This window comes from Streptomyces sp. NPDC057623, from assembly GCF_042800355.1.
Taxonomy (GTDB): Bacteria; Actinomycetota; Actinomycetes; order Streptomycetales; family Streptomycetaceae; genus Streptomyces.
Genome location: NZ_JBHVGZ010000094.1, coordinates 1 through 25,277 on the forward strand (window position 1 = coordinate 1; position 25,277 = coordinate 25,277).

Annotated in this window: 21 protein-coding genes and 1 pseudogene; 13 read left to right on the plus strand and 9 right to left on the minus strand. The window is 69.0% G+C overall.

Translation table 11 applies throughout. The features are described 5' to 3' along the window. The 3 genes from ACFU95_RS45805 to ACFU95_RS45815 form a co-directional block, all read right to left on the minus strand. The coding region (locus tag ACFU95_RS45805) for an alpha/beta hydrolase family protein (protein WP_383842044.1) at window positions 1-1,048 on the minus strand (1,048 nt) is incomplete at its 3' end. After that, window positions 1,045-2,637, minus strand: a complete 1,593-nt coding sequence (locus tag ACFU95_RS45810) for a bifunctional 3-(3-hydroxy-phenyl)propionate/3-hydroxycinnamic acid hydroxylase (protein WP_383842047.1) — start codon at window positions 2,635-2,637, stop codon at window positions 1,045-1,047. The genes ACFU95_RS45805 and ACFU95_RS45810, both read right to left, overlap by 4 nt. Window positions 2,638-2,851: 214 nt before the next feature. Then, window positions 2,852-3,505 (minus strand): TetR family transcriptional regulator, encoded by a 654-nt coding sequence (locus tag ACFU95_RS45815; protein WP_152173036.1) that lies wholly within the window; start codon window positions 3,503-3,505, stop codon window positions 2,852-2,854. 276 nt (window positions 3,506-3,781) lie between these two features. On the opposite strand from ACFU95_RS45815, the gene ACFU95_RS45820 reads away from it, so the two are divergent. Genes ACFU95_RS45820 through ACFU95_RS45840 form a run of 5 tightly spaced genes read left to right on the plus strand, consistent with a single transcriptional unit; the run spans window position 3,782 to window position 8,106 of the window. Next, complete coding sequence (locus ACFU95_RS45820) at window positions 3,782-4,735, plus strand: intradiol ring-cleavage dioxygenase (RefSeq protein ID WP_383842051.1); 954 nt, start codon at window positions 3,782-3,784, stop codon at window positions 4,733-4,735. A gap of 32 nt (window positions 4,736-4,767) precedes the next feature. Further along, complete coding sequence (locus ACFU95_RS45825; protein ID WP_383842113.1) at window positions 4,768-5,802, plus strand: maleylacetate reductase; 1,035 nt, start codon at window positions 4,768-4,770, stop codon at window positions 5,800-5,802. Window positions 5,803-5,846: 44 nt separating this feature from the next. Beyond that, complete coding sequence (locus ACFU95_RS45830; protein WP_152173038.1) at window positions 5,847-6,767, plus strand: SDR family NAD(P)-dependent oxidoreductase; 921 nt, start codon at window positions 5,847-5,849, stop codon at window positions 6,765-6,767. A 5-nt stretch (window positions 6,768-6,772) separates the two neighbouring features. Next, the gene (locus ACFU95_RS45835) at window positions 6,773-7,651 is read left to right on the plus strand and encodes an amidohydrolase family protein (protein ID WP_383842116.1); all 879 of its coding nucleotides are present in this window, start codon (window positions 6,773-6,775) and stop codon (window positions 7,649-7,651) included. Beyond that, the gene (locus tag ACFU95_RS45840) at window positions 7,648-8,106 is read left to right on the plus strand and encodes a MaoC family dehydratase (RefSeq protein ID WP_383842055.1); all 459 of its coding nucleotides are present in this window, start codon (window positions 7,648-7,650) and stop codon (window positions 8,104-8,106) included. Before ACFU95_RS45835 ends, ACFU95_RS45840 begins: the two co-directional genes overlap by 4 nt. 238 nt (window positions 8,107-8,344) lie before the next feature. Here ACFU95_RS45840 and ACFU95_RS45845 read toward each other — a convergent pair whose 3' ends face one another. Beyond that, window positions 8,345-9,640: an amidohydrolase family protein gene (locus ACFU95_RS45845; protein WP_383842058.1), complete on the minus strand. Its 1,296-nt coding sequence runs from the start codon at window positions 9,638-9,640 to the stop codon at window positions 8,345-8,347. Between the two features lie 203 nt (window positions 9,641-9,843). On the opposite strand from ACFU95_RS45845, the gene ACFU95_RS45850 reads away from it, so the two are divergent. Then, window positions 9,844-10,641, plus strand: coding sequence for an SDR family NAD(P)-dependent oxidoreductase (locus ACFU95_RS45850; protein ID WP_383842060.1), 798 nt, complete (start codon window positions 9,844-9,846; stop codon window positions 10,639-10,641). Window positions 10,642-10,651: 10 nt separating this feature from the next. Next, complete coding sequence (locus tag ACFU95_RS45855) at window positions 10,652-11,500, plus strand: alpha/beta hydrolase fold domain-containing protein (protein ID WP_383842063.1); 849 nt, start codon at window positions 10,652-10,654, stop codon at window positions 11,498-11,500. A gap of 338 nt (window positions 11,501-11,838) precedes the next feature. On the opposite strand, the gene ACFU95_RS45860 is transcribed toward ACFU95_RS45855, so the two are convergent. Together ACFU95_RS45860 and ACFU95_RS45865 are read right to left on the minus strand one after the other, a co-directional pair. Further along, entirely contained in the window at window positions 11,839-14,220 is a 2,382-nt protein-coding gene (locus tag ACFU95_RS45860; RefSeq protein WP_383842119.1) for a WD40 repeat domain-containing protein, read from the minus strand. A 63-nt stretch (window positions 14,221-14,283) separates the two neighbouring features. Continuing rightward, window positions 14,284-15,623: pseudogene (locus ACFU95_RS45865) on the minus strand (helix-turn-helix domain-containing protein); the annotation flags it as partial. 238 nt (window positions 15,624-15,861) lie between these two features. On the opposite strand from ACFU95_RS45865, the gene ACFU95_RS45870 reads away from it, so the two are divergent. From ACFU95_RS45870 to ACFU95_RS45895, 6 genes are all read left to right on the plus strand, one after another. After that, window positions 15,862-16,635, plus strand: a complete 774-nt coding sequence (locus tag ACFU95_RS45870) for a hypothetical protein (protein ID WP_383842066.1) — start codon at window positions 15,862-15,864, stop codon at window positions 16,633-16,635. 240 nt (window positions 16,636-16,875) lie between these two features. Continuing rightward, window positions 16,876-17,226, plus strand: coding sequence for an ArsR/SmtB family transcription factor (locus ACFU95_RS45875; RefSeq protein ID WP_383842069.1), 351 nt, complete (start codon window positions 16,876-16,878; stop codon window positions 17,224-17,226). Between the two features lie 12 nt (window positions 17,227-17,238). Next, window positions 17,239-18,705, plus strand: coding sequence for a substrate-binding protein (locus tag ACFU95_RS45880; protein ID WP_383842072.1), 1,467 nt, complete (start codon window positions 17,239-17,241; stop codon window positions 18,703-18,705). A 134-nt stretch (window positions 18,706-18,839) separates the two neighbouring features. Then, window positions 18,840-20,393: an amidase gene (locus ACFU95_RS45885; protein WP_383842075.1), complete on the plus strand. Its 1,554-nt coding sequence runs from the start codon at window positions 18,840-18,842 to the stop codon at window positions 20,391-20,393. Window positions 20,394-21,099: 706 nt separating this feature from the next. Next, window positions 21,100-21,858 (plus strand): nuclear transport factor 2 family protein, encoded by a 759-nt coding sequence (locus ACFU95_RS45890; RefSeq protein WP_383842078.1) that lies wholly within the window; start codon window positions 21,100-21,102, stop codon window positions 21,856-21,858. A gap of 16 nt (window positions 21,859-21,874) precedes the next feature. Continuing rightward, a complete protein-coding gene (locus tag ACFU95_RS45895) occupies window positions 21,875-22,198 on the plus strand; it encodes a hypothetical protein (RefSeq protein ID WP_383842081.1) in 324 nt (107 codons plus the stop codon). A 188-nt stretch (window positions 22,199-22,386) separates the two neighbouring features. On the opposite strand, the gene ACFU95_RS45900 is transcribed toward ACFU95_RS45895, so the two are convergent. From ACFU95_RS45900 to ACFU95_RS45910, 3 genes are all read right to left on the minus strand, one after another. Beyond that, window positions 22,387-23,388: a protein-ADP-ribose hydrolase gene (locus tag ACFU95_RS45900; protein ID WP_383842084.1), complete on the minus strand. Its 1,002-nt coding sequence runs from the start codon at window positions 23,386-23,388 to the stop codon at window positions 22,387-22,389. A 132-nt stretch (window positions 23,389-23,520) separates the two neighbouring features. Continuing rightward, the gene (locus ACFU95_RS45905) at window positions 23,521-24,204 is read right to left on the minus strand and encodes an NmrA family NAD(P)-binding protein (protein WP_383842122.1); all 684 of its coding nucleotides are present in this window, start codon (window positions 24,202-24,204) and stop codon (window positions 23,521-23,523) included. A gap of 63 nt (window positions 24,205-24,267) precedes the next feature. Further along, on the minus strand, window positions 24,268-25,128 hold the full coding sequence (locus ACFU95_RS45910; protein WP_383842087.1) for an NAD-dependent protein deacetylase of SIR2 family: 861 nt from the start codon (window positions 25,126-25,128) through the stop codon (window positions 24,268-24,270). Window positions 25,129-25,277 lie beyond the last annotated feature (149 nt).

Sequence of the window (25,277 nt, forward strand, 5' to 3'; positions counted from 1 at the left end):
CCACCGCGTCGCGTTCGGCGGCGAGGTTGTAGAGCGTGTGCTCGCCGTCGGGCCAGGTGCGAAGCTCCCCGTGGACGCCCGCGGCCCGGACGAACGGCTCCTGGACCGAGGGATCGGAGACCATCGCGTCCTGACCGCCGTGCAGGACCAGGACGGGGCAGGCGATCCGGTGGCGTGCCGGGTCGAAGAGCAAGCTGTCCAGGACGGCCGTCATCTCGTCCTCGCTGTCGGTCCCGATGGCGCTGGCGAACTGGGCGCGGGCCGTACGGAACTTGGGCAGTCGCGGTGTGGCGGGGGCACCGTTGACCACGCAGGCCCCGACCCTCTGGTCCCGGGCCGCCAGATGGGCGGCGTACACCCCGCCGAAGCTGTTGCCGTGCACGCCGACGGCCTCACCGAGTCGCGTATCGGCGTGGACCACGTCGAGGAAGCGGGCGAATCCGTCGACGGCGTGTTCGTCGAGGTGAAGACCGTCGACCAGCCTCGGGACTCCCTGGCCGGGGCCTTCGGCGAGAAGGCACGCCAGGCCGCGGGCGGCGAGGGCGTCGGCGGTGTTCAGGTACGCCGCGCCCCAGCCGCTGAGCCCACCCCAGATGACGACGGTCGCCGCCGCCGTTCCGTCGGCCGGCAGACGGAGCCAGCCGACGAGGTGGCCGCCCTGGTGGGACACCTCGACCCGCTCCATCGTCGGACCGCTCAACTCGGCGTACCGGGCGACGAGTTGGTCGTACCTGAGATAGAGATCCCGCTTGAGCGGGGTGTCCTCGTTCTCGCCCATCTGGGCGAAGAGCGCGGCGCCGATCGCCCACCGGGTGTGCTGGAGGGCGGTGAGCCGGTGCCCCGCCGCCAGCGCGTCGTCGGCAGCCTTCTCACGACGGGTCGAGAGATCGCGCGCCACATCGATCCACGGGCGCCCGCCCGCCGTCTCCTCCAGCAGGGTCCGGGCGTCGGCGGGACTCATCCCACAGTCGGTCAGCCGGGTGTACGGCATCGCCCTGTGCGCCGCGGCGGTCGCCGGGTCCATGGCCGCTTCGGGCGCGGTCGTCATACGGTGACCCCGGACGAGGCGGACGAGACGATGGACCCCACCAGGGCGGTACGGAGTTCGTCGACCAGGGCACCGATCTCGGCGGCGTCGGCCACGGCACCGAACAGGGCGAAGTCGGGGCGGGCGAGGTAGGCGACGGCCCCGATGCCTTTGAGGTAGGACGCGTGCAGACCGTCCTCGTCGATCACGTTGTGGTCGAGGTGGACGACGTGGCAGCCGATCGTGTCGAGGAAATGCCGCTGCTCCGGTGACAGGAGACCGTCCACGTCGATCGAGGAGACCAGTGCGAAACCACGCCCCACGACATCGTCGAACCGTCCCGTGCCGCCGCGCACCGTGACCGTCCCCTGCGGAACCAGCGCGCCCGTGGGCAGCGTGACCTCGCCGTCGGGGCCGCGGTGCAGCAGACCGTCGGTGAGGGGAGGGAGCCCGACCGGTGGCGGGATCTGACCGGACATGAAGACCGCGTCGCGCTCCTCTGCCTTCACCGGGTCGTGCATGTTGGCGATGGCGCCGAGTCCCATCGCCATCTGGACGACCGCCGTGGCATGCGGTCGGCGCTCGGTCTCGTAGGCGTCGAGCAGCGAGGCGTCGGCGAGCCCCCGCAGCACCAGGTCGAGCTTCCACGCCAGGTTGACCGAGTCACGGATGCCGGAGCAGGCGCCCTGGCCGAGGTAGGGAGGCATGGTGTGCACGGCGTCGCCGGCGAGGAAGACCCGGCCGTCACTCCACCGTTCGGCGACCCGGGCCTCGAAGGTGTAGACGATCTGCCGGATGATGCGCACGTCTTCCGGACCCAGACCATGGGCCTCACGGAGCAGCCGCCAGGCGGTCTCCGGTCGCTCGAACTCCTCCTGCGTCTCGTCGGCCAGCAGGGCGAACTCGAAGCGCTGCCGGTGGTTGCCGATGTGCATGTACATGTGTCCGCGCGCGGGATCGCAGTACTGCTTGCTGACCTTGTACTCGTCCGGCGCCGGCCGCAGCCACTCGGTGTCGAAGTTGACCCAGCGCTCGTTGAAGCCGAAGTCCTCGCGTTCGATGCCCAGCAGCTCACGGACGCTGCTCTTGCTGCCGTCGGCGGCGATCACATAGCGCGCTCGCACCCGCTGCTCCCGCGCGCCGGCGTCGACCTCGGCGTCGGCGGTCGACCACGGGGCCAGGGTCAGTTCGACACTTGAGTCGTCCTGGGTCAGCCCGGTCACCGCCCAGCCCTGTCGCAGCTCTACGTTGGGCTGGGCCCGGACACGCTCGTCGATCGCATCCTCCACGTCGGGCTGGTACATCGACATGTTCGCCGCGAACCCCATGGCGGTGGTCGGCGGTGGGTCCAGCTTCAGCAGCTGCTCGTCACGGCCGTTGACCCACAGGTACGTGGTGGGGGTCGAGTCGCGCAGCGCCACGTCCACGTCGCTGGCGGCCTGCACCGCGCGGGCCGTCTCGGCGTCGATGTGGGTCAGCCGCGGCAGCCCGTACAGGCTCGGCCAGCGCTCGCACACCACGACCCGATGGCCGGCCTGGCCGAGCAGGGAAGCGGCGACCAGCCCCGTGGGCCCGTAGCCGATGACAGCGACATCGAAGATCTCGTCCATGGAGGCACTCCTTCGTGCACCTGAATCCACTCCTCGCGCCCGCACGGCGGACGCCGGAGAAGTGGCTGGGGGAGGTCAGAGAAGTCAGTCAGGGGACGTTCCACACGTCGGACCCGACGAAATGTAAGTCAAGGTTCACACTTCGGTGGCGTCGCAGTCAAGGCCGCTCGCAAGGATTGCCGGAGCTCGTGTTCGCGCCTTCCGGGGTCGGCGGCTACCGATCCGCGCGGCACAGCAGGAAGGCGCTGACGGCTCTGGTCAGTTCCTCGATCAAATCTGGCCAGGGGAGGGGGCGGGCCGACTCCAGGTTCTCGCCCTGGATGACCCGGTGGGCACAGGTGGCGTAGGTCAGCCGGTGTGCGAAGTCGATCGCCGCCTCGATGTCGGAGTGGTGCCGCAGCGCCGGCGCGGCCAGCAGCACCGTGTCGCGGAAGAAGCGGCCACCGGCGACGCTGGCCCGCGAGCCCTCCTCGAACACCGCACGGTTCTGGGTCCCCATCAGCATGAACACCCGCATCAGCGGGGCGTGGGCGTGGAAGCTCTCCGCCACCGCCGCCACCGCGGAGGCGATCACCTCGCCCGGCGGGGTCGCCGGTGAGAGCTCGGTGTCGGTCACGCGTCGGCGGAACTCGGCGCGGAAGTCCTCGGTGAAGCCTGCCTGAATGGCCGCCAGCAGCCGGTCCTTGTCGCCGAATCGCCGGTAGACGCTGCCCACCGACACCCCTGCCGCCTTGGCGACCGCCGCCACGGTCAGGGCCTCCGGCCCGCCTTCCTGGAGCAGTCGGGTGCCCTCGGTGAAGATGCGTGTCTGGGTCAGGCGGCTGCGCTGCTGATGGGCGGGTGGCATGGGGGAAGGGTCGTTGGTCACGGTCGCCAGCCTATGGCGTGAGGAGCGTTCACCGTCGGTTCGCTTGACCTTTGGGCCAGAAAATGGAAATGTGGATTCACATTCGCAGTGCTGTGTAGCCACGAGTGCGCTGCTGACGACCGCACTCTGAGCGATGGAGTCGACGATGACCGTCGGACCGGCCCTTGAGAGACCTGCTCCCCGAACTTCGGCTCGACGGGACGCGGTCTCCCGGTACGGCCCGACGTGGTCCCTCGACCGCTGCGTCCCACAGCACAGGCACACGAACGGATGACCATGGACACCACCGCTGCCCCCACACCAGCCACCGCGCCCGCCTCCCACTTCGAGCGCTTCACCGAGGAACGATCGGCCGAGGTCGTGGCCTCCAGCTTCGCGAACACCCCCGACCCGCGGTTGCGTGAACTGCTGACCTCACTGGTCCATCACCTGCACGCGTTCGCCAAGGACGTCGAGCTCACGGTGGACGAATGGGCGACCGCCGTCCGCTTCCTCACCGATGTCGGAGCCACCTGTACGCCGGTACGGCAGGAGTTCGTCCTGCTCTCCGACGTCCTGGGCCTGTCCATGCTGGTGGAGACCATCACCAACAGGGCGAGCGGGGCCACGGAGTCCACCGTGGAGGGCCCCTTTCACATGGTGGACTCGCCGCCGCGTGAACTCGGCGCGGACATCGCCCTGGACGGCAAGGGCGAGCCGTGCCTGGTCACCGGGCGGGTCACCTCGGTCGACGGCACTCCCGTGACCGGTGCCGTCGTGGACGTGTGGCAGGCCAACGCCGACGGCTTCTACGACGTCCAGCAGCCGGACATCCAGCCGGAGCGCAATCTGCGAGGCCTGTTCACCCCGGACGACGAGGGGCGTTTCTGGTTCCGGTCGATCGTTCCGCTCTACTACCCCATCCCCGACGACGGTCCCGTGGGCGCACTCCTCGCGGCGACCGGCCGCCACCCGTACCGGCCGGCGCATGTGCATTTCGACGTGCGGGCGGACGGCTTCCGGCCCCTGGTCACCCATCTGTTCGTCGAGGGCACGCCCTACATCGACTCGGACGCGGTGTTCGGCGTCAAGGACAGCCTCGTACGCGAGTTCCCGACGGTCGACGACCCCGCGCGAGCGGCGGAGTTCGGCCTGCCCAACCCCTTCCGGACCGTCCACTTCGATGTCGTACTGCGTCCGGTCGACGTCACCGGCGAGCAGGACGACGCGAGCAGGAGGACGCGGTCGTGAATCCGTCGGCGTTCACCCATCAGTCCCTGCCCATGCGGGTCGTCTTCGGCGCCGGCGTCGTGAAGTCGCTGCCGAACGAGATCGCGCACCTCGGGTTCGAGCGGGCGCTCGTGCTGTGCAGCCCCGAGCAGGAGGAGACCGGGCGGGCGGTCGCGGCCACGCTCGGCGAGCGCGCGGCCGGAGTGCTGGCCGAAGCCCGTATGCACGTCCCGATGGAGGTGGCCGACCGGGCCCGGGACCGGGCCGGGGAACTCGGTGCCGACTGCTGTGTGGCGGTCGGCGGAGGCTCGGCGATCGGGCTCGGCAAGGCGGTCGCGCTGGCGCACGGCCTGCCGGTCGTCGCCGTGCCGACGACGTACGCCGGTTCGGAGATGACACCGGTCTGGGGGCTGACGGAGGGTGGGCGCAAGCGCACCGGCAGGGATCCGCGGGTGCTGCCGGTGAGCGTGCTGTACGACCCCGAGCTCACCCTCACCCTTCCCGTCGGTATGTCGGTGACCAGCGGTATGAACGCCGTCGCGCACGCCGTCGAGGCCCTCTACGCACCGGACGCCACCCCGATCGTCTCGCTGATGGCGGAGGAGGGCGTCCGCGCGCTCGCCGGCGCGCTGCCGGATCTCGTACGGACCCCCGACGACATCGAGGCCAGGGGCCGCGCGCAGTACGGGGCATGGCTGTGCGGAGCGTGCCTCGGTGCCACCACCATGTCCCTGCACCACAAGCTCTGCCACAGCCTCGGCGGAACCCTGAACCTGCCGCACGCCCCGACCCACACCGTGGTGCTGCCCCATGCGCTGGCCTACAACCAGTCGGGGGCGCGGCACGCCGTGGCCGCGCTCTCCCGCGCACTGGGCGCGGCCCCCGATCCCGCGCGCCGCCTCTGGGACCTGGCGGGTGAACTCGGCGCGCCGCGCTCCCTGCGGGAGTTGGGGATGGCGGAGACGGACATCGCACGGATCGTCGACGAGGTGCTCGCGAACCCGTACGCCAACCCTGTCGAGGTCACCGCGGACGGGCTGACGCGACTGCTGCGCGCGGCATGGGCCGGCGAGCCGCCGACGGGCTGACCGCAGACACACATCGGACAAGAGACGAGGAAGGACACGCACGCATGGATCTGAACGGGAAGGTCGCCGTCGTCACGGGCAGCGGCGGAGGCCTGGGCCTGGCCTACGCCAGGGAACTGGCCGCCGCGGGCGCCGCGGTCGTGGTCAACGACGTGGACCCCACGGCCGCCGAAGCGGCGGTGAAGGAGATCGTCGAGGCCGGTGGACGCGCGGTCGCCGAGGTCGGGGCCGTCGGGCCCGCGTCGGCCGCCGACGCGTTGGTCGCGCGAGCGGTGTCGGAGTTCGGCCGACTGGACGTCATGGTGACCAATGCCGGGGTGCTGCGGGACAAGGTGCTCTGGAAGATGACCGACGGCGACTTCGACACCGTGATCGACGTCCATCTGAAGGGCACGTTCACCTGCGCGAGGGCCGCCGCGATCCGGTTCCGTGAACAGGGCGAGGGCGGACGGATCATCGCGGTGGGCTCGCCCGCGGGCCAGCGGGGCAACTTCGGACAGACCAACTACTCGGCGGCCAAGGCCGGGATCGTCGGTTTCGTCAGGACCTGGGCGCTCGAACTCCAGCGCGCGAACGTGACGGTGAACGCGCTGATCCCGGTCGCGGCCACGGCCATGACCGACACCGTTCCGGCTCTCAAGCCGTACGTCGACGCGCTGCGGGAAGGGCGGCCGATGCCGTCGTTCGCCCGGCGGGCGCTCGCCTTCGGTTCGCCGCAGGACGTCGCGGGCCTGGTCGTCTACCTCGCCTCCGACGCCTCCGCGGGCGTCACCGGCCAGGCGATCGGCATCGGCGGGGACCGGCTGAGCCTGTGGAGCCACCCGACCCAGGTCGTGTCCGCGTACGCCGAGGACGGCTGGAGCGCCGACGAGATCGCCGAGGCCTGGCCGACGGCCTTCGCCGAGCACGAGCAGACCGTGGGCGAGCGCCTTCCGGAACCACCGGCAGTGAAGGAGCAGTCATGAGTGCCCTGGACATCGCCGCGCTGGACGCCATCGACGTCCATGTCCATGTCGAGATCGACAGTCATGGCCATGTGTCCCTGCCGGACCGGTTCATCGAGGCGTCCTCCCAGTACTTCGGCGCCGACTACGAGTCACCGACCCTGGCGGAGATCGCGGGCTACTACCGCGAACGGCGGACGGCGGCCGTCGTGTTCACCGTCGACGTCGAGTCGGGACTCGGGCACACCGCGCTGTCCAACGAGGAGATCGCCGACGTCGCCGCCGAGCACGCCGACATCCTGATCCCGTTCGCGAGCATCGACCCGGCCAAGGGGCGGGCCGGAGCCAGGACCTTCCGGAAGCTGATCGAGAACAGGGGGATACGCGGCATCAAGTTCCATCCCTCCCTTCAGGGCTTCGCACCGAACGACCACAGTGTCTACCCCCTGCTGGAGGTGGCCCAGGAACTCGGTGTCCCCGCCCTGTTCCACACCGGCCAGACCGGCATCGGCGCCGGGCTCCCTGGCGGCGGGGGCATCCGGCTGAGTCTGTCGAACCCGATGCTGCTCGACGATGTCGCCGTCGACTTCCCGGATCTGACGATCATCATGGCGCACCCGTCCTTCCCCTGGCAGGACGAGGCCCTGTCCGTGGCCACTCACAAGCCGAAGGTGTACATCGACCTCTCCGGCTGGTCGCCGAAGTACTTCCCGCCCCAACTCGTGAGGTACGCCAACACCCTGCTCCAGGACAAGGTGCTCTTCGGCTCGGACTACCCGATCATCACGCCGGACCGCTGGCTGGCCGACTTCGCCAAGCTCGACATCAAGGACCACGTCCGACCCAAGATCCTCAAGGGAAACGCCGTGAAGGCACTCGGACTGGCCGAGGAAGGAACAAAGTGAGCGCCAAGACCATCACGTTCGACGAACTGCCCGCCATGAAGGGGGAGTCGCTCGGTACCAGCGACTGGTTCCGCATCGAGCAGGACCGGATCGGTCGGTTCGCGGACGCGACCGACGACCACCAGTGGATCCATGTCGACCCCGAGCGCGCCAAGGACGGCCCGTTCGGAGCGGCGGTGGCACACGGCTTTCTCACGCTGTCGTTGCTCATTCCGCTGTGGAGCCAGGTGTTCGAGGTCACCGATGCCACCACGAGTGTCAACTACGGGCTCAACAAGGTGCGGTTTCCCGCGCCGGTGCCTGCGGGAGCCGAGATTCGTCTGACCGGCACTGTGACCGATGTGGAGGAAGTGGCCGGCGGTGCGGTGCAGATCACGGCTGATGTCGTCCTGGAGGTCCGCGGCGGTGCCAAGCCGGCGTGCGCTGCTCAGCCCGTGTTCAGGTTCTATCGCTGACGGTTGGTGGGGACGCCCCCTGACGTATGTGCAGAGCGTTCCCACGCCGGTGCGGCTACGGTGCCGGCACCGGTCGATGGTGGGCAGGAAGCCCGGGGACGCTCTGTTCCCGGGCTTCCGGGTGCTCCTCGGTCCGGCGACGACCGGCCTTCCACGTGCGTGTTTCTCACGTACGGGGAGGAACGGAAGATCCATTGCACGCCGGTCGGCCATGCGGCTCGGACTGCCACTCCTGGAGTCAGTTGGTGGCCGCGCCGACTTCGGTGAGTCCGAGTGCGGCGTCTGCTTTGTGGAAGCGGCCCTCCTGGACGATGGCGAGCAGGTTGGCGCGATCTTGGAGAAGGGTGACGTCCTCTGCGGGGTTGCCGCGGACTACCAGCAGGTCCGCGAGATATCCGGGAGCGAGGAGGCCGAGTTCATCGCCCATGCCCATGAGCCTGCCCCCGAGCATGGTGGCGGCGGAGAGGGCCTCGGTGGGCGCGTAGCCGAAGACACGGACGAACAGGTCGAGGTCGCGGGCGTTGCGGCCGATCGGATTGTTCGGGAAACCGTAGTCGCCGCCGGGGAGTACGGGAATACCGCGGCGGCGCATCTCCGGGTAGAGCTCCGCCATCGTCTCCAGGCACTGGGGCTGGCCCATACGCTCGGCGACCTCGCGGGTGATGCCGAACTCCTCGCCCTCATGGACGTTGGCGTAGACGATGCCGACGGCCGGAGCGACGAACAGGTCGTCGTCCTTGCGGGCCTCCAGCAGGTCGAGAGCTTCCTCGTCGGCATAGGTGCAGTGGTACACGGCGCGGAAGCCGTTGCGGACGGCGAGCTTGACCGCCTCGGCCGACTGCGCGTGACAGTTGAGCCAGACCCCCGACTCGCGGGCCTGCTCCGCGGCGGCCTGTGCCTCCGCGGCGGTGTACTGCGTCTGCTGCGAGCCGCCGGGGGTGAACACGTCGTCGTTGCTGAGCAGGAACTTGACGTTGTCGTAGCCGAGGGCTGCCTGCTCGGCGACGAATTCCCGCACGGCCTCCGCGCCGGTCGACGTCGGGGTGCCGTCGGGCCTCAAGGGGGCGCTGTCCCGCTCGAAGCTGGCCGCGCGCAGGCGGGGGCCGGGGATGGCTCCGGACCGGATGCGGTCGCGCAGACGGACCTCCACGGTGCCCGGAGTGAGCGAGCCCGCCGAGTAGGCGGTTGTGAATCCGGCGTCCAGCAGGATGCCGGCATTGCGTTCGGCCAGCGTGAGGTGGTCGTCGGGCATACAGCCACCGTGGAAGAACGAGACATCGAGGGGTGGGTTGAAACGGGGTTCGAGGTGACCGACCGCGGATGGGAACGTGAGGTGCGAGTGGGCTTCGATGAGTCCGGGCATCACGGTGCTGCCTGTGCAGTCGACCCGTCGCTCTTCGTGGTGTCGCGGGGCTTCCGTCCAGCCATGCGCCACGTGCGTGACTCGTTTGTCCTCGACTACTACCTCGCCGGGGAAGGGTTGCGTGCCTGTGCCGTCGAAGACCAGGCCACCGGTGAAGACAGTGCGGCTCATCGTCACGCTCCAAGTCTGCCCCGACCGCATACTTTCATTTCGCGAAACGCACTTTCACGACGTCGGGTTCTGGTGAGTATTTGTCTCACTGGAGAGCGTTGTCAAGGTTTCGGGGCATGGACGGCGAGGCTCTCTGCGCTACATTTGACGCGTCATGATGAAAGTAACTTTCGTTCAGTGAAATCACAGGAAAGAGGGAACCCATGACAGATCAGCCCACCGCCGCCTTCGTCCCCCACCGCTTCGAGGGCCGTACCGTGCTCGTCACCGGCGCCGGCACCGGGTTCGGCGCCGAGATCGCCGTACGCGCCGCGCAGGAGGGGGCCAGGGTGGCCGTCCACTACCGCAGCTCCGCCGCAGGGGCCGACCGGACGGTGGCACGGATCAAGGACCTGGGCGGGGAAGCGTTCACCACGCAGGCCGACATCACCAGCCACGCTGACATCCAGCGGATGGCGGACGAGGTGTTCTCCCGCTTCAGCGGCCTCGACGTGCTCATCAACAATGTCGGCGACGTCGCACGCGAGCAGATGTCCTGGCGCGACGTGACCGAGGAGTCCATCGACCACGTCCTCGCCGTGGACATCAAGGGCACCATGCTGTGTGTGCACGAGTTCGGTGGCCGGATGCTGGAACAGGGACACGGGTCGATCGTCAACATCGGCTCCACCGTCATCGTGCGGGGCAGTGCGCGGGCGCCGCAGTACGCCGCCGCGAAGTACGGCATCCTCGGCATCACCAAGTCGTACGCGCAAGCCTTCGCCCCGACCGTGCGGGTCAACACCTTCGCCCCCGGCTTCATCGAGACGGAGGCGACGCTGACCCGCAAGGACTGGCAGGGCGGCCGCCGGGAGCAGCTGATCTCCCAGACTCCGCTGCGGAACATCCCGGGCCCGGCCGCACTGGCCGGAACCGCGCTCTTCCTGGCCACGGACGACGCGGCCCACATGACCGGCGTCTACCTGAACGCCGACGGCGGCTTCAACATGATCGGTGCCTGAGGAGCGCGCGGTGAACAGTCAGATGAACCAACCCGCACCGGTCGCCGGCGGCGTGCGCCTGCTGGACGGCTTGGTGTACGCGGAGACGCTGGGGTTCCGGCCGCTGCGGCTCGACCTCTACCTGCCTCCGGTCGATGCCGGGCCGGTTCCGCTGGTGGTGTTCGTGCACGGCGGTGGCTGGGTGCGGGGAGACCGCAAGGTGTTCACGCCCACGCTCCTCGAGTGGGTTCCCGGCCCGTTCGAGCGGCTCGCGGCCGAGGGATTCGCTGTGGCCTCGGTCGACTACCGGCTCAGCGGAGAGGCACGCTTTCCGGCGCAACTGGAGGACCTGTCGGCCGCCATGGAGTGGTTGGCCGAACATGCCGAGCGGTTCGGCTACGACGCGGACCGGACCGTCCTGTGGGGTGAGTCAGCGGGTGCCCATCTCGCCATGCTTCTCGTGTTGCGGGACGGCTGCCGTGTGCGGGGGCTCGTTGACTGGTACGGCCCCACAGACCTGCGCTCCCCGGTGGTGGTCGCCGGCGCCGTCGCATCGCTCTCGTCCGACCCCGAGGACACCCGCGAGGCGCGGCTGCTGGGAGCTCCTGCGTCAGCCGTGCCGGCGCGGGCCCGTGAGGCGAGTCCGATCACTCATGTCCGCCCGGGAGCCCCGCCGTTTCTCGTCGCCCACGGGACCGCCGACAAGGCGGTGCCGTTCGAGCAGAGCGCTGCCCTTGTCGCGGCCCTCACCGACGCGGGAGTAGACGTTCGTTTCGACACGGTCGAAGGGGCCGACCATCTCTGGGTGGGGTTGGAGGACCTGGAACCAGTCTTCGCTTCCGCGGTCGACTTCGTGCGTGAGATGACCGGACCGCGATGACCGGTGGGCGGTGGTGGTCGCCACGGCCTGCTCGGGGGAGCCGGCCGATGGCGTCCGCGGCAGGATTCGACGAGCCAGGACTCGGTGTCTTGCCATGGGTGCGGCCGCACTGCTCACCACTGTTCTGATGAGGCTGCTGGTCGCCCGGACGCGGATCGCGGCCCGGGACAGACCCCGCAGGCGTGCAGTTCGACGAGAGGGCCGGGAACGGGCGGCCGGACCCGCGGTGAAACGGCCACGCCGCTTCCGGTCGTCGCAGCACGCAGTCGATGCGATGGACGACCCATCGCGCTGCAGAGGGTGGACGGAACTCAGCTCACCGCCCCATTGCACCGTCGTCAGGCCCGTCGCCTGCCGCAGATCCTGCGGTAGGGCATGTCCGCCAGGTACGTCCGCCACTGTTCCCACGACAGGTCTTCGCCTCCTGTGCGTTCGCACACCGACGCGACCGCACGTGGCGGATCGAGGATGTACCGCTGCAGTGGTACGTGGGCGCTCGTGGCGTACAGCGTGCCGCTGTCCGCGCTGAACGCCACACTGTCGATCGCCTCACCGGGTGTCGTCAGGAGCCCGCCCAGAGGCTGCTGCGTGGCGATGTCCCACAGCTGGAGGGATCCCTGGTCTCCGCCCACCGCCAAGGTGCTTCCGTCGGGGCTGACAGCGAGGGTGCTGACGGCTTCCGCACCGTCGTCGAGAAGAGCGCCGGATGTCCGGACGGCCGGACCGGGGAAGACGTTCCACAACGTCCCGGCCTGCTCACGCAGGTTCCCGTCCCACAGCGCCACCCGTCCCGCCTTGTCCCCGGCCGCAAGGAGCGAGCCGTCCGAGGCGAAGGTGACGGCCCCGATCTGGTCTCCCTGGACGAGCCCGCGTTCGGTGGCTTGGCCGGTGGGAACCTCCGCGAAACGGGTGTCGCCGACCAGCAGCCGACCGTCAGGGCGTACGGCGAGGTGGCTGCCCAGCGAGGATCCGAAGACCCTGGTTCTGCGATGGCCTGAGACGTCCCACATCTCGTTGCTCGGCTCCCCGTCGCCCGTCGTACGGGAGATGTAGAGCGTTCGGGCGTCCCGGCCGACGGCAAGGGTGCTCACCGCCCCGGCCGACGGGCGGGCGGCCAGATCCACAGTTGTACGGCGACGGCCCTTCGCCACGTCCCAGACCGTGAGGCGCTGCGATGACACCCTTCCCGCGGGCGCAGAGACGCCGTAGACGAGCGTTCTGCCGCTGGGGTCGAATGCCAGCAGAGGAAACGTGTCTTCCGCGATCACCGGCTGGGCTGGGTTCGAAGAGGTCGGCGCGGGTGGAGACGGCAGCGTCCGCAGCAGCCTTCCATCACGGGTGTCGCGCAACTCGACGCGGTAGCGGTCACCGACGCGCCGGGCGGTGGCGAGGGTACGACCGTCCGGCGCGAGCTGCGCCGCGTCCACGGGGACGTCCTGCCAGGCCGGCGTGACGGCGGTGGTCAGGTCCACGGTGTGCACGGTGCCGCCTTCGAGGTAGCGCAGCAGCGGGTGCCCGGGGTCCCAGGCCGGTCTGCCGTACACATGCTCGTTGTGCAGGGGGTATCGGAACACCGGTGCCGCGGTACCCACCCGCCACACCCTGAGCTCCTCGGCGTCGGTGGTCGCGAGAAACCGGCCGTCCCGGCTGAAGGAGGCGTACCGCACCCCGGGGTCCTGGAGATCGGCCAGCTCGTTCCCCGACCGGACGTCCCAGACACGGACGTCGTTATCGGTCACCGCGGCGAACCGATGTCCGTCGCCGAGCACCAGCATCGAACGTTCCCCGTCGCAGACGTCGCCGTCCCGTTGCCAGGCCCCGGGCACCGTCCGGCCGGTGGCGAGGTCCCGTACCCGCGGAGCGCCCCCGAGCGGGCAGACCGCGACCCGTCTGCCGTCCGGGCCGGGTGCCACCAGCGCCTCGCTCTCCGCCTGTACGTCAAGGAGCCGCCTTCCGTCGGTCGCCGAACGCACCTGCACCCGGTAGTCGTCTGTGTCGCTGACGATGTAGGCACGGCCGGAGAAGGTCACGAAGGATGACGTCGGCACACGGTCGGCGCGCCACTTTCCGGCCGCTGTGTCCCACAGCCGTACGCCCTTCCTCCCGGAGACCGCCAGCAGCCTGCCGTCCGCACTCGCCCCCTGGACGATGCCGTCCTCCGGCAGCCGCCCCGACGCGATCCGCCGGTGGCGGGCCACGTCCCAGGTCCGCCATACGCGGCCCTCGACGCTGAGCAACCTGCGACCGGAGGCGACCTGATAGCGCGCGGTGTCACCACCTGGCGCCGGGTCCACGAAGGTGTCCTGCTCCGACTGGACCAGGGAGCCCAGCAGGGCACGCCGGGTCTCCGGCAGCCGGGCCACCTGCCACGCGGCGACACCCAGCAACTGCGCCGTCCGCGGATCGGTCGTGCGCAGGGTGTTCGCGACACCGGCGACACGACGGGCCACTTCCTCGGTGCTCCGGCGCTTGCTGTCGCGGCCCTGCTGGACGGCGACGAGACCGGTGCTCAGTGCCAGCACCAGCACCAGCACCACCGCGAGGGTCATGGTCAGGCTTCGGGCGCGGCGGACGGAACGGGCGGCCGCCTTGCGTTCGGTGTCGCGGGCTTCGAACGCGGCAATGAGAAAGTCACGTTCTGTCGCGGTGAGGGCAGGGTGCCGTTCGTGGTCGGGGAACATTTCCTGGACGCGGGCCAGGCGTATGCCCCGGTACAGCATGCCGGGATCGCGCTCGTGCTCCAGCCAGGCTCGGGCCGCCTCGGTCAGGCCGCGGTGGTGCAGCAGTCGGGTGCGGTCCTCCTCGATCCAGCTGTGCAGTCGCGGCCAGGAGGTGATGAGGGCTTCGTGGGCGAGATGGACCTCCTTCTCATCGACGATCAGCAGACGGGCGGTGGCCAGTCGCTCCACCACCAGCGGCATGTCCGGGTGCTCCCACTGGTCCAGTTCGGCGCGCGAGAGCGGGCGGCGGGTGTCGGGCGTGCCGTGCCCCGGTTCGACCATCCGCAGCAGCAGCAGCCGAGCGGCGGCGGCCTGGAGCGCGGACAAGCGGCCAAATACCTCCTCGGCGCTCGCCGCGATCGCGCCGCGAACGCCACCACCGCCTCGTAGACGGAGAGTGTCAGCAGTCGTCCGTGGCGTCGGCGCCAGGACTCAAGCAGAGCGTGCGAGAGCATCGGCAGCGCGCCGGGCTGGTCCAGAACCTCGTCCACGATGCGCGCGGTCAGCTCTCGCTCCACTAGCAGCCCGACGGCTTGGGCCGGTCCGACCACTGCCTCTCGCAGTTCGTCCGCCGTCATCGGACCGACCAGGAGACCGGAACCGCGCAGGGCGTCGGCAAGCTCGCGGTGCTCGCCGCAGCGGGCGTAGAAGTCCGCCCGCACAGCGATCAGAACCCGCAGTCGGCTCGCCGGGTTCCGTGCCGCGAGCAGCAGGTCGATGAAGTGGGAGCGCTCCCGCGAGTCCCGGCACAGGGTGAAGACCTCCTCGAACTGGTCGACCACCACCCAGCTCTCCGGCTCGTCCTCGCCCGGGGTGAGCAGATGGCCGTATGTGGTGGCGGGCTTGGGACCTGGGGCCAGGATGCGCAGGGCCGCCGACCGGCCCGTCTCCGCGATCTTCTCCTGGAGGCGGGGAATCAGGCCGGCGCGCAGGAGGGAGGACTTACCGCTGCCGGACGCGCCGAACACCACCGCGAATCGGTGCTCGCACACGAGTTCCTGGAGCTCCTCCACCAGGCGGTCCCTGCCGAAGAACAGCGCGCGATCGGCCGGCTCGAATCGGCTCAGTCCTCGGTAGGGCGACTCGGTTTGCGGCGACTCGTCGTCGCGCAACATCCGCGAGACCGCCGCCCGTACCTCATGCCAGCGCGGTTCCCATACGGCCGGATCGCCGCCGCAGGCCCGCACATACCCCTGGAGAACGGCCAGCGACGGCACCCGCTGCCCGCGGGCCGCCTCTGACAACGTTGCCGAGGAGAAGCTCGCCGCTTCGGCCATGGTGCGGTAGGACGGGCTCCCCGCGGATCTGCGCAGCTCTCGCAACTCGTGGGCGAGCTGCTGAACGGGACCTTGTCCCGGCTCCAACGGCCTTTCGGGGCGTCCCATGTCGTGACCTCCGTACATCCTGTCAAAGCGACATCAAGGCCATGACCATATGTTTCACCCGCCGTCGGAGTAAACGCCCACCGGGGAACATCACAATTGACCGGAGGTGACGAGAGGATGGAATCGGACAACTCCTTCGTCGCCTGCCGATTGACTGGAGTGACCAGAGGGAGATGTCAGTCAACTTTCCGGTTGCCATCGTCGTGCCAGAACCGGAATCCCGGTACACGGAGCGACCTGGAAAGCAGGACTACGTATGCCCCCCACCGTCACGAAGCGTTCGCGCACCCGCCGCGTACGACGCGTCAGCCTCTTCGGTGCGGCACTCGCCGCGTCGAGCGCGCTGGTCGCGACGACCGCCACGTTCGCCACCGCCGCCGACACCATGCCCACCGAGCAGGAACTGCTCTCCCAGTGCAGGACCACCGCCGACTACTGCAAGTTCGACGCGCAGTCCCTGGACGGCGGCCAGGTCGGCAAGAAGCACCAGGTCGGTGCCACGGTCTACAACTGCGGCGGCACGGTCCACCGCACCTGGTCCTGGTCGGAGACCGCGGGCTCGTCGACCAACGCGAACATCTCCGCGACCCTGGCCTCCGCCCTGTGGGAGCCCATCTCCGTCTCCGCCACCGCGGCGTTCGGCAAGACCTTCGACCGGTCCCACACGACCACAGTCAGCGTGGACTACACGATGGAGCCCTACCACAAGGCGTGGGTCACCCGTGGCACCGGTTACCAGACCATCGAGGGCGACTGGGAACTGCACTTCGGCAAGCGGTACCACGGCCACTACTACTGGTACGACAAGGGCTACCAGACCAAGGTGGAGGACCCGAAGGGCGGCTGGGAGGCGTACAACTACGTCACCATGACCGACGCCGAGATCCAGAGCCACTGCAACACCACTAACCCGAAGGGGGTCAAGCACAACAGCGTGACGCGTTATCTCAGGGGCGTCGAGAAGAACGAGTCGAACGGCTGGGTCTACGTGCGGGACCGGGGTCCCAGCTACACCTCGTCCTCCTCCTGAGGGCGGTTCTGACAGGTGGCGGCCGCGTCGCCGGGGACGCGGCCGCACACCCTGAGCACCGGTGACAGGGCGGGGCTGTCCTTTCTGTTCGCTGGAGGTCTGGTCCGTCGGGTCACCGCTCCCGGACGGTCCGGTCTTGGCCCTTCGCTGCGGGGGAACTGGCTCCTGACAGGGGCTCGGCGCTGTGGACTACGCTGGCACATGTCAATCGTCGCTGACCGATGGAGGGAGCGAGCATCGGTGCCCGCAGACCTGGCATTCGACGCACTCGCCGACCCTGTGCGCCGTCAGATTCTGGGTGTCCTGGCCGAACGTGAAGAGTGCACCGTGGGTGAGCTCGCCGAGCAGATCAGCAGCATCGGTCGTACCGGAGTCTCGAGTCATCTGCGTGTACTGCGAGCTGCGGGCTTGGTGAGCGAGCGCAAGGCGGGCCGGTATCGGCACTACTCGATCGATCCGGCCGGTCCCGCACGCGAGGTCATCGCGACGCTCCAGGCGCTGTTTCAGGGGGCGCTCGCCGATGCGGGGCGCGCAGCGGCGTCCAAGGCCACGGAGGCCGGCCCTGGTATCCGGGACAGCCGGTCCGCTTGATGAGGTGACGTGATGGCCGCACTTGTGCTGCCCGTCGAGGAATGGACCGCCGCACCGCCGGTCGCGGCGTTCGGTCTGTTCGGGGCGGGCACCGGGGCGGGCTGGCTGTTCGACGCCGTGTGCGATCGGGTCGCGGTGGGCGCGGCCGTGAGGATGCGCGCCCCGCTCGATGGGCCGGTTGCCGACGGGGTGGAGATCATCGGCCGGATCACAGTGGTGCGGCCGCCGTCGCCGGGTCCTGAGAACGCCCGCCGCAGCGCCGGACTGGGCGGCTGCATCGAGATTGTGCACGACCAGCCCTGGCGGGGCCTTATCAAGCTGCGGTTCGATGCCGACCGCGGAGGGACAAGGGTCCGGCTGTTCGCCGAACTCGACGAGGCCGGACTGGAATGGCTGATGCGCCGCCGAGGCCTGCCGGCCGGTCGCGTCTCCTCACCGAATCCGAGGCTGGGCCTGCTGACCAGCAAATCAGGTCCGGCGAGCCTGTTCGGGGTCGCGACGGACCACATGGCGATGCTCGCCGTCGAGGAGATCAACGCGGAGGGCGGGGTACGAGGCCGACCGGTGGAACTGCTGGTCGGGGATGACGCCACGGACCCGGCGGTCGGCGTCGCCGAGGCGTGGCGGCTGGTCCGGTCCGGCTGCCGAACGATCCTGGTCGCCGGTACCTCCGCCACGTTCTTCGCGGTGTCGCGGGCCCTCGCTGAGAGCGAGGTACTCCTGGTGCAGCCTCAGATGAACGAGGGCGGTGTCGCTGGACCGCTGCGCATCCAACTCGGCGAAAGACCGGATGGCCAACTGGCCACGGCGGCGGGGCCGCTCATGAGGGCGGCCGGAGGTAAGCGCTGGTTCCTGGCCGGGAACGACTACTGCTGGCCGCGCAGCACACATGCCGCTGCCCGTCGGATCCTGCCACGGTCGGGTGGGCAGGTGGTCGGTGAGCGGTTCGCCGCTCTGGGCACACGCGACTTCACGCAGATCATCGAGGCGGTGACATCGTCGCGTGCGGACATTGTGCTGTCCACGTTCGTGGGCTCGGACGCGGCGGCGTTCGAGCGGCAGTGCTACGCGATGGGGCTCCGCGAACAGTGCCTCACGCTTGCTCCGGCCATGGACGAATCCACTCTGGAGCATGTGGGAGCCGATGCCGCACCTGGCCTGTACACCGTCTCCGGGTACGTCGAGCAGATGGCCTCAGCCGACAACGCCGGACTTCTGTACCGCTACCGGGAGGCGTTCGGCCGCTGGGCCCCGCCAGTGTCGACCCTGAGCGAATCGGTCTTCGAAGGGGTGCGCATCTGGTGGTCCGCCGCGAGGCGGGTCGGCGCGGACGAACCGAGGCTGATCGCCGCGGCGATGTGTCCCGGCAGTTTCGAACTGCCGCGCGGCACTGTCACGTTGGATGACCGTGGCCTGGTCACTCAGGACCTCTTCATCGGCGAGGCGACCGGCACCGGGCTGCGGCCGGTCTCGCTGTAGCACCGCTGAGCCGGTCGACCTGGTGGGCGTGGGGCCGGTTAACCCCAACGTTACGTCAATAGGTGTTGACTCATTGACTTGATGTCTTAGATTGATCCCTGTTCCACCGGGTCTCTGTCTCAAGGAGTCGTCCGATGTCTTCGCTCCCCGCCCCCGACGCCGCCCGCCTGGCGGCAATCGATGAACATTTCCACTTCGGGCTGTCCGCCGAGGAACTCGAAGAGTTCGTGCCTGCGGTAGCGGGCACCCTTGCCGCTACGGCGGCGGTCGAGCAGCTCTACGAGCGTACGGCCCCCGCTGCCCCGAACCGTTCCTGGACGTCGCCCGCTGCGGACGAGAACCGGCTGGGCGCCTGGTATGTGACGACCTCGCTCACCGAGTCCGTGGAAGGTCCTCTGGCTGGTCGAACGGTCGCGGTGAAGGACAACGTCGCGGTCGCGGGCGTACCGATGATGAACGGTTCGCGTACGGTCGAGGGATTCGTCCCGCGGAAGGATGCCACCGCCGTGCGCCGGCTGCTCGACGCCGGCGCGACGATCGCGGGCAAGTCGGTGTGCGAGGACCTGTGCTTCTCGGGTGCCAGTTTCACCTCGCACCCGGGACCGGTGCGCAACCCGTGGGACGAGAGCCGGAACACGGGTGGTTCGTCCAGCGGCAGTGCCGCGCTTGTGGCGGCCGGAGAGGTCGACCTGGCCCTCGGCGGGGACCAGGGGGGCTCGATCCGCTTGCCGAGTGCCTTCTGCGGCATTGTGGGGCACAAGCCCACCCATGGCCTGGTGCCCTACACGGGCGCTTTCCCGATCGAGCGGACCATCGACCATGTCGGCCCGATGACCCGTACCGTCGCGGATGCGGCGGCGATGCTGGGCGTCCTGGCCGGGGCCGATGGCTTCGACCCGCGCCAGCCCGACGCGATCGAACCGGTTGACTATCACGCGGCGCTTGCTGAGCCGGCCTCGGGCCTGCGCGTCGGAGTCGTCACGGAAGGCTTCGGAACGCCGGTGTCGGATCCAGACGTCGACGAGTCCGTCCGTGTCGCCATCGATGCACTGGGTTCGGCCGGACTGACCGTGGAGAAGGTCTCGATTCCCTGGCACACGGACGCCCTGCACGTGTGGAACGTGATCGCGACCGAGGGGGCCGCCTACCAGATGATCGACGGCAACGCCTACGGCATGAACACCGACGACTTCTACGACCCGGAGCTGATCGCCCACTACGCCCGCCGGCGGATCGAGCACGGCGCCACTCTGTCCAAGACCGTCAAGCTCGTGGGGCTCTCCGGCCGCTATACCTTCGAGGCCGGGGGTGGGAAGTACTACGGCATGGCCCGCCGCCTCGTGCCGGAGGTCCGTGCGGCCTACGACGCGGCGCTGGCCAGGTACGACGTGCTGGTCATGCCCACAGTCCCCTACACGGCCGAGGAGATCCCGCCGGCCGATGTCTCCTTGGCCGACTACCTGCGTGTCGCGTTGTCGATGGTCGGCAACACCGCGCCCTTCGACGTGACCGGTCATCCGTCATGCAGTGTGCCGACCGACCTGGTTGACGGCCTTCCGGTCGGCATGATGATCACAGGCAGGCGCTTCGACGACGCCACCGTGTTGCGCGTGGCGCACACGTACGAACTGGCAATTGGCGGGTTTCCTGCACCCCCGGTCACCTCCGCCACCGGAAGCAGTGCCTGACCGGAGGACCTGATCTCGGCGGCACCGGCCCATGGGGCCCGTCCTGACGCGACGGTTGAGCGTCTTGAGGGGGTTGCCGAGGCGAGCGGCGTAGTTGTGGGCCTGGCCCGGGACAGCGAACGAACTTCCAGTTCGTGCCGGAAGAGGCAGTGCGGCTCTTCCGCCGGTGAGGTCTGCGACCGCGTGGATCAGACGCCCTGGGTGCTCGACGGAGAGCTTCCAGAGGGCCGGGCCGGACGGACATCCGTCACCCGGACGGCCGTGGGCAGCCAGGGTGCGAAGTCAGGGGTGAACAGGATCACTGTGGCATCCAGGTCCGAGGGTTCGCCTGTCGGTGTTGTCGGCAGACGCTGCACCTGTCCGGGCTGGACGTGCAGCGGTGTGCCCCGCCGTAGGGGGATGTCGGGAAGTTCACCATCCCGGTCCCTTCGCCGCGGTGGACCAAGGTGAGTTGGTGGAAGTCGATCCGGTGCACGCGCCCCAATTCCTCCACCGGGAGGTGGCGTGCGAGATCGGCGAAAGGGAGGGCCTCGAGTCGCAGGTCCGGCTGGGTCGGGTTGCGATATCCACGCTCGATCACTGGAACGTGTCCCATTTCGACCATCGTCATGCCTAGCTCTACCGTGCGCCTCGCCGTTTACGCGGTGATAGTTGAGACAAGCCGGTGAGCAAGGTGTCACCGGAAAGCGCAGATCGGAGAGGTGCTGTGGGTAACAAGGAGATCGTCCTCAAGGCGGCAGGCGAGCTGTTCGGGGACAAGGACCCGAGCGCGGTGGACCGTTGGGTGGCCGCCAACTACCGTCAGCACAGCAGCCTCGCGGCGGACGGCCCGGAAGCTCTACGGCAGTTGGTGGCCGGGCTCCCCGACGGGTTCCGCTATGAGGGTGCTCGGGTGATCGCGGACGGTGACCTGGTCGCGCTGCATGGCGTCTACCACGGATTCGGCCCCGAGCCGTTGGTCGCCTTCGACCTCTTCCGCGTGGACGCGGACGGCAAGCTGGCCGAGCACTGGGACGCTCTGACGCCGGTCGTCACGGTCACCGCTTCCGGCCGCACCCAGACGGACGGCCAGACCGCCCCGGCTGACCTCGACCGGACCGAGCAGAACCGCAAGCTGGTCTCCGAGTTCGCCGAGAAGGTCCTCAGGGGCGCGGACTACTCGGTGCTCACCGACTTCATCTCCACCGAGACCTACTTCCAGCACAACCCGGAGGCCGCTGACGGCCTGGACGGTTTCGGTGCCGCCGCGGCGAAGTGGGCGGAGCAGGGCAAGAACCTGGTCTACAAGACCGTCCACAAGGTCGTCGCCGAGGGTGATCTTGTGCTGCTCCAGTCCGAGGGTGAGTTCGGGGTTTCTGTCGCCTACTGGGATCTGTTCCGGGTGGCCGACGGGAAGATCGTCGAGCACTGGGACGTCATCGCTCAGGTTCCGGACGAGCTCCCGCACCCCAACGGCCTGTTCTGAGGGCGGGGCAAGCACGATGAGCGACCTGACCTACGCGGGGAGAACCTTCCGTTTCAGCGTCGACAATGGTGTCGTCTTCCACAACACCTATGCGTCTGACGGAACCGCACTGCACTACGAGACTGTCGCCGGACCCACGAAGGGCGCGGTCGAGGACGTCGAGCTGCACGCCGCTGAGGTCAGCCCCGGCGTCTTCATCCTCGGCTGGTTGGAGAAGTCAGGCATGACCATCACCCATGCCATGAACCTCAACACCGGGTCGGTCCACGCCTTCTGGACCTACGAGACCCCTGACGGCCGCGTGGCGGAGCTGCACACGGGCACGCTCGAGGAGATCTGAGGCCTGCTGACGAAGAGGGCCGGGCATCGGCGCCCGGCCCTTCAGCTGTTTTCACAAGGAGTACGGCGCCGGCTCTCTTTGCGTCGGGACCGGTGCGGCGGGGCAGGGTGTCTTCCGGACAATGCCATGCACCGGTGGCACTGTGGTGCCACCGGTGTCCCTCAAGTGACACCCCTAATACCCAGGGCCTACCACTTGTCTGCCCTGTCAGGTCGATACCCGGCTTGCCGGGGCTGAGTGACGTCAGCCAGTGCGGTTCGGTATGCGTTCTCGTCGTCCTCGCCGAACACGTTGAAGATCACTCGGTCCAGCAGCTCCGGATGGTCGTCCATCCAGTCGGCCACAGTACGCAACGCCACGCGGGCGGCCGGCACCCTGGGAAAGCCGAAGACCCCGGTGCTGACGCCACAGAACGCCACGGTACGGATTGCCCCCAGCTCGGCGGCGAGGTCCAAGCAGGAGCGGTAGCTCATGGCCAGGGCCTCTGCGTGGCGTGAGTGCACAGGGCCGCCGACGATCGGGCCGACCGTGTGCAGGACGTAACGGGCCGGCAGGTGGTATCCGCGAGTGATCTTCGCGACGCCGGTGGGTTCCGGCGCGTTCTGCGCGCTCATGATCATTTGGCAATCGTCGCGCAGACGCGGCCCCGCCGCGTTGTGGATCGCGTTGTCGATACATGGGTGCCCCGGGACGAAACACCCCAGCAGTGCGCTGTTGGCCGCGTTCACTATCGCGTCGATGGCGAGGGTGGTTATGTTGCCCCGCCACACCGCGGTTCGGTCCGCGGCGCTGTAGGAGGTGCCGGGGTGCAGCTGGGCGATGGTAGGGAGTTGACGCGCGTCAACGTCCTGCCGGGACAGACGCTCCCCACCGAGTAGCGCGTCCAGTTCGGCCATCGCGCTCAGCGGCATCGGGCCGGGAGCGCGGACGGTCAGCAGGGTCCTCAGGACTCCACGGGCGACGGTGCTGTCGGCTTCACGGATCCGTCGGATGGCGTCGTTGTCCAGACCGAGCCGGCTTACGGCCTTGTCGGTCCGCAGCAGGCCGAGAGCGGCGCGGACGTGCCCACTGAGATCCCGGGCTGTGGCCGCGGGAGCCACGGGGCGGAAGGGTTCGTCGAGGCGGACAGCCGCGCGATAGGCGTCGAGGGAGAGAACGGAGGAGTGATCGGAGGTGGGGTCGATGATCATCAGTACTCCAGCGGGACCTGGCTGTGGGGGGTATGTGCGGGAGGGCCCTGGGATCAGGCGCGGTGGGCGCGAACGACGTCCGCCCGAGGCGTAGTGGAGCGACCGCTGAGGCGAGCCAGGGCCTTGGCTACGTCATGGAGTTGGCCGGAAGGGATGACCGTACAGGTACTTGTCACTGCGGGGCGTGGTGGGAGGTGCGCGAGGCGCAGGCCTACTCCACTGTTTCCGGCGGCGGGTGATAGCGCGCTCGAGCACTTCGTATGGCACGGCGGCGGCCTCTTCGAGGGTGAAGGACTTGGGTCCGGTAAGTTCGTACACGGCTGCGGCGTGGTTGCTGGTCCGGCGCAGCACTGTTGCGGCGTCGGCGACGTCGTCCTGGGTGGCGAATGCGGCCCGCCTCGTCCCGGCCGGACCGCGGACGTCGCCGTCATCGCCCACCAGGTCGGGGATGGGTTCGGTGTAAAGGTTGTCCCGCAGGAACGTGCAGCCCATAGCGCTCACGCGGATGTGCGCCTTGGTGTGGACGTGGTCGCGGGCCAGGGTGAACGCGACGTCGGGCGGGGCACCGAAGAACGACGTGTACACCAGATGGCCAACGCCCATCCTTGCCGCAGCGTCCACGAGCTCCTTGTGCTGACCGACCCGCTCCGCGATCTTAGGTGGGGACACCATGAAGATGGTTCGCGCGCTGTCGAGGCCACGCAGCACAGCTTCGCGGTCGCCATAGGCGCCCCGCACCGGCATGGCTCTCGGTAGGTCCGGTGCCCTCTCGGGGCTGCGCGCCAGCTGACTGCTGCGGTGCCCTCGTACAGCCAGACGTCGGGCCGCGCGGCCGCCGAGGCGTCCCGCGGCCCCGTGGTCGGCTCGGGCGAAGCCGACTCACCCATGACCGGCAGTGCCTTCAGTGAGCGCTTGCAGAAGCTTGTCCGCCCCCCACGGCAACGACAGGGCACGGGGTCCCAGATCAGAGGGTATGTCCGGGTGGTTTGGGTTGACGCGGACAAGGCGCGCCCCGGGGGTACGGCGTACGACATGCTCCATGGGCCGCCGGATGACGCCCGGGGTATTGAAGCCCGCTCCGATTTCCAGGACGAGCAGGCGGGCGTCGTCGGGCGCGTCGCCGAGCCACTCCGTCAGTTTCTCCCCGGCGGGCATGTAGGAGTCGTCCACGAACTCGGGCCCGACCCGCACATTGGGGAAGACGTCCGCCCCACAGTTGGGGCAGACCGGCAGTGCCGCCGCATCGGAAACGCGACCGGTCTCCTGGTCATAGGCGGCGAGGACGCGGTCGTAGAACGGCTTGCTCGGCCAGGTCGTGCGCGTGCACGGCACAGTGCATTGCAACCGGCCGTAGTCGCCTTGAGGAGTGAAGACGCGCTCCGGATCGAACCCGTTGCGGGCGAACAGCGCGTCGACGTTAGATGTGACCACCCAGTGGTCGCGGTCGCCGATCGCGGAACGTAGTTCTTGGTAAAGAGGGTTGGGCGCGGACCCGAAACGGATGTCGTCGATGTGCACGGCCCAGTAACCCCACATCATGTCGGCAGGCAGCGGTACACCGAGCAGGTACCGGGACCGCAACCCGAGCCGGTACAAGGCCGGAAGTAGTGCCTTGAAGCGCGCGACGTCACCGTAGTCGTATCCGGCGGCTGCGCTCAGTCCCGCGCCAGCCGCGACCAGGACACGGTCGGCCTCGTCGAGCCAGGCTCGGAGGGTCTGCGCGGAAGCCGTGTCATTCATGTCTGGAGATCCTTTCCACCGACACAGAGACCTCCGCGCACGGCCTGTCAAACCTAGGAGAACAGAAGACGGAAGGCGCGGTCGGACCGAGACTGTCCATGGTCGAAACGGGACAGCCGACGCCCCTCGATGCGACGGGCGACCTTCCG

Excerpts from the sequence above, each read along its gene's own strand:
- ACFU95_RS45810 (WP_383842047.1), bottom strand. The coding sequence starts at position 2,637 with ATGGACGAGATCTTCGATGTCGCTGTCATCGGCTACGGGCCCACGGGG.
- ACFU95_RS45820 (WP_383842051.1), top strand. The coding sequence starts at position 3,782 with ATGGACACCACCGCTGCCCCCACACCAGCCACCGCGCCCGCCTCCCAC.
- ACFU95_RS45825 (WP_383842113.1), top strand. The coding sequence starts at position 4,768 with ATGCGGGTCGTCTTCGGCGCCGGCGTCGTGAAGTCGCTGCCGAACGAG.
- ACFU95_RS45830 (WP_152173038.1), top strand. The coding sequence starts at position 5,847 with ATGGATCTGAACGGGAAGGTCGCCGTCGTCACGGGCAGCGGCGGAGGC.
- ACFU95_RS45845 (WP_383842058.1), bottom strand. The coding sequence starts at position 9,640 with ATGAGCCGCACTGTCTTCACCGGTGGCCTGGTCTTCGACGGCACAGGC.
- ACFU95_RS45850 (WP_383842060.1), top strand. The coding sequence starts at position 9,844 with ATGACAGATCAGCCCACCGCCGCCTTCGTCCCCCACCGCTTCGAGGGC.
- ACFU95_RS45860 (WP_383842119.1), bottom strand. The coding sequence starts at position 14,220 with ATGCTGTACCGGGGCATACGCCTGGCCCGCGTCCAGGAAATGTTCCCC.
- ACFU95_RS45870 (WP_383842066.1), top strand. The coding sequence starts at position 15,862 with ATGCCCCCCACCGTCACGAAGCGTTCGCGCACCCGCCGCGTACGACGC.
- ACFU95_RS45880 (WP_383842072.1), top strand. The coding sequence starts at position 17,239 with ATGGCCGCACTTGTGCTGCCCGTCGAGGAATGGACCGCCGCACCGCCG.
- ACFU95_RS45885 (WP_383842075.1), top strand. The coding sequence starts at position 18,840 with ATGTCTTCGCTCCCCGCCCCCGACGCCGCCCGCCTGGCGGCAATCGAT.
- ACFU95_RS45895 (WP_383842081.1), top strand. The coding sequence starts at position 21,875 with ATGAGCGACCTGACCTACGCGGGGAGAACCTTCCGTTTCAGCGTCGAC.
- ACFU95_RS45900 (WP_383842084.1), bottom strand. The coding sequence starts at position 23,388 with ATGATCATCGACCCCACCTCCGATCACTCCTCCGTTCTCTCCCTCGAC.
- ACFU95_RS45910 (WP_383842087.1), bottom strand. The coding sequence starts at position 25,128 with ATGAATGACACGGCTTCCGCGCAGACCCTCCGAGCCTGGCTCGACGAG.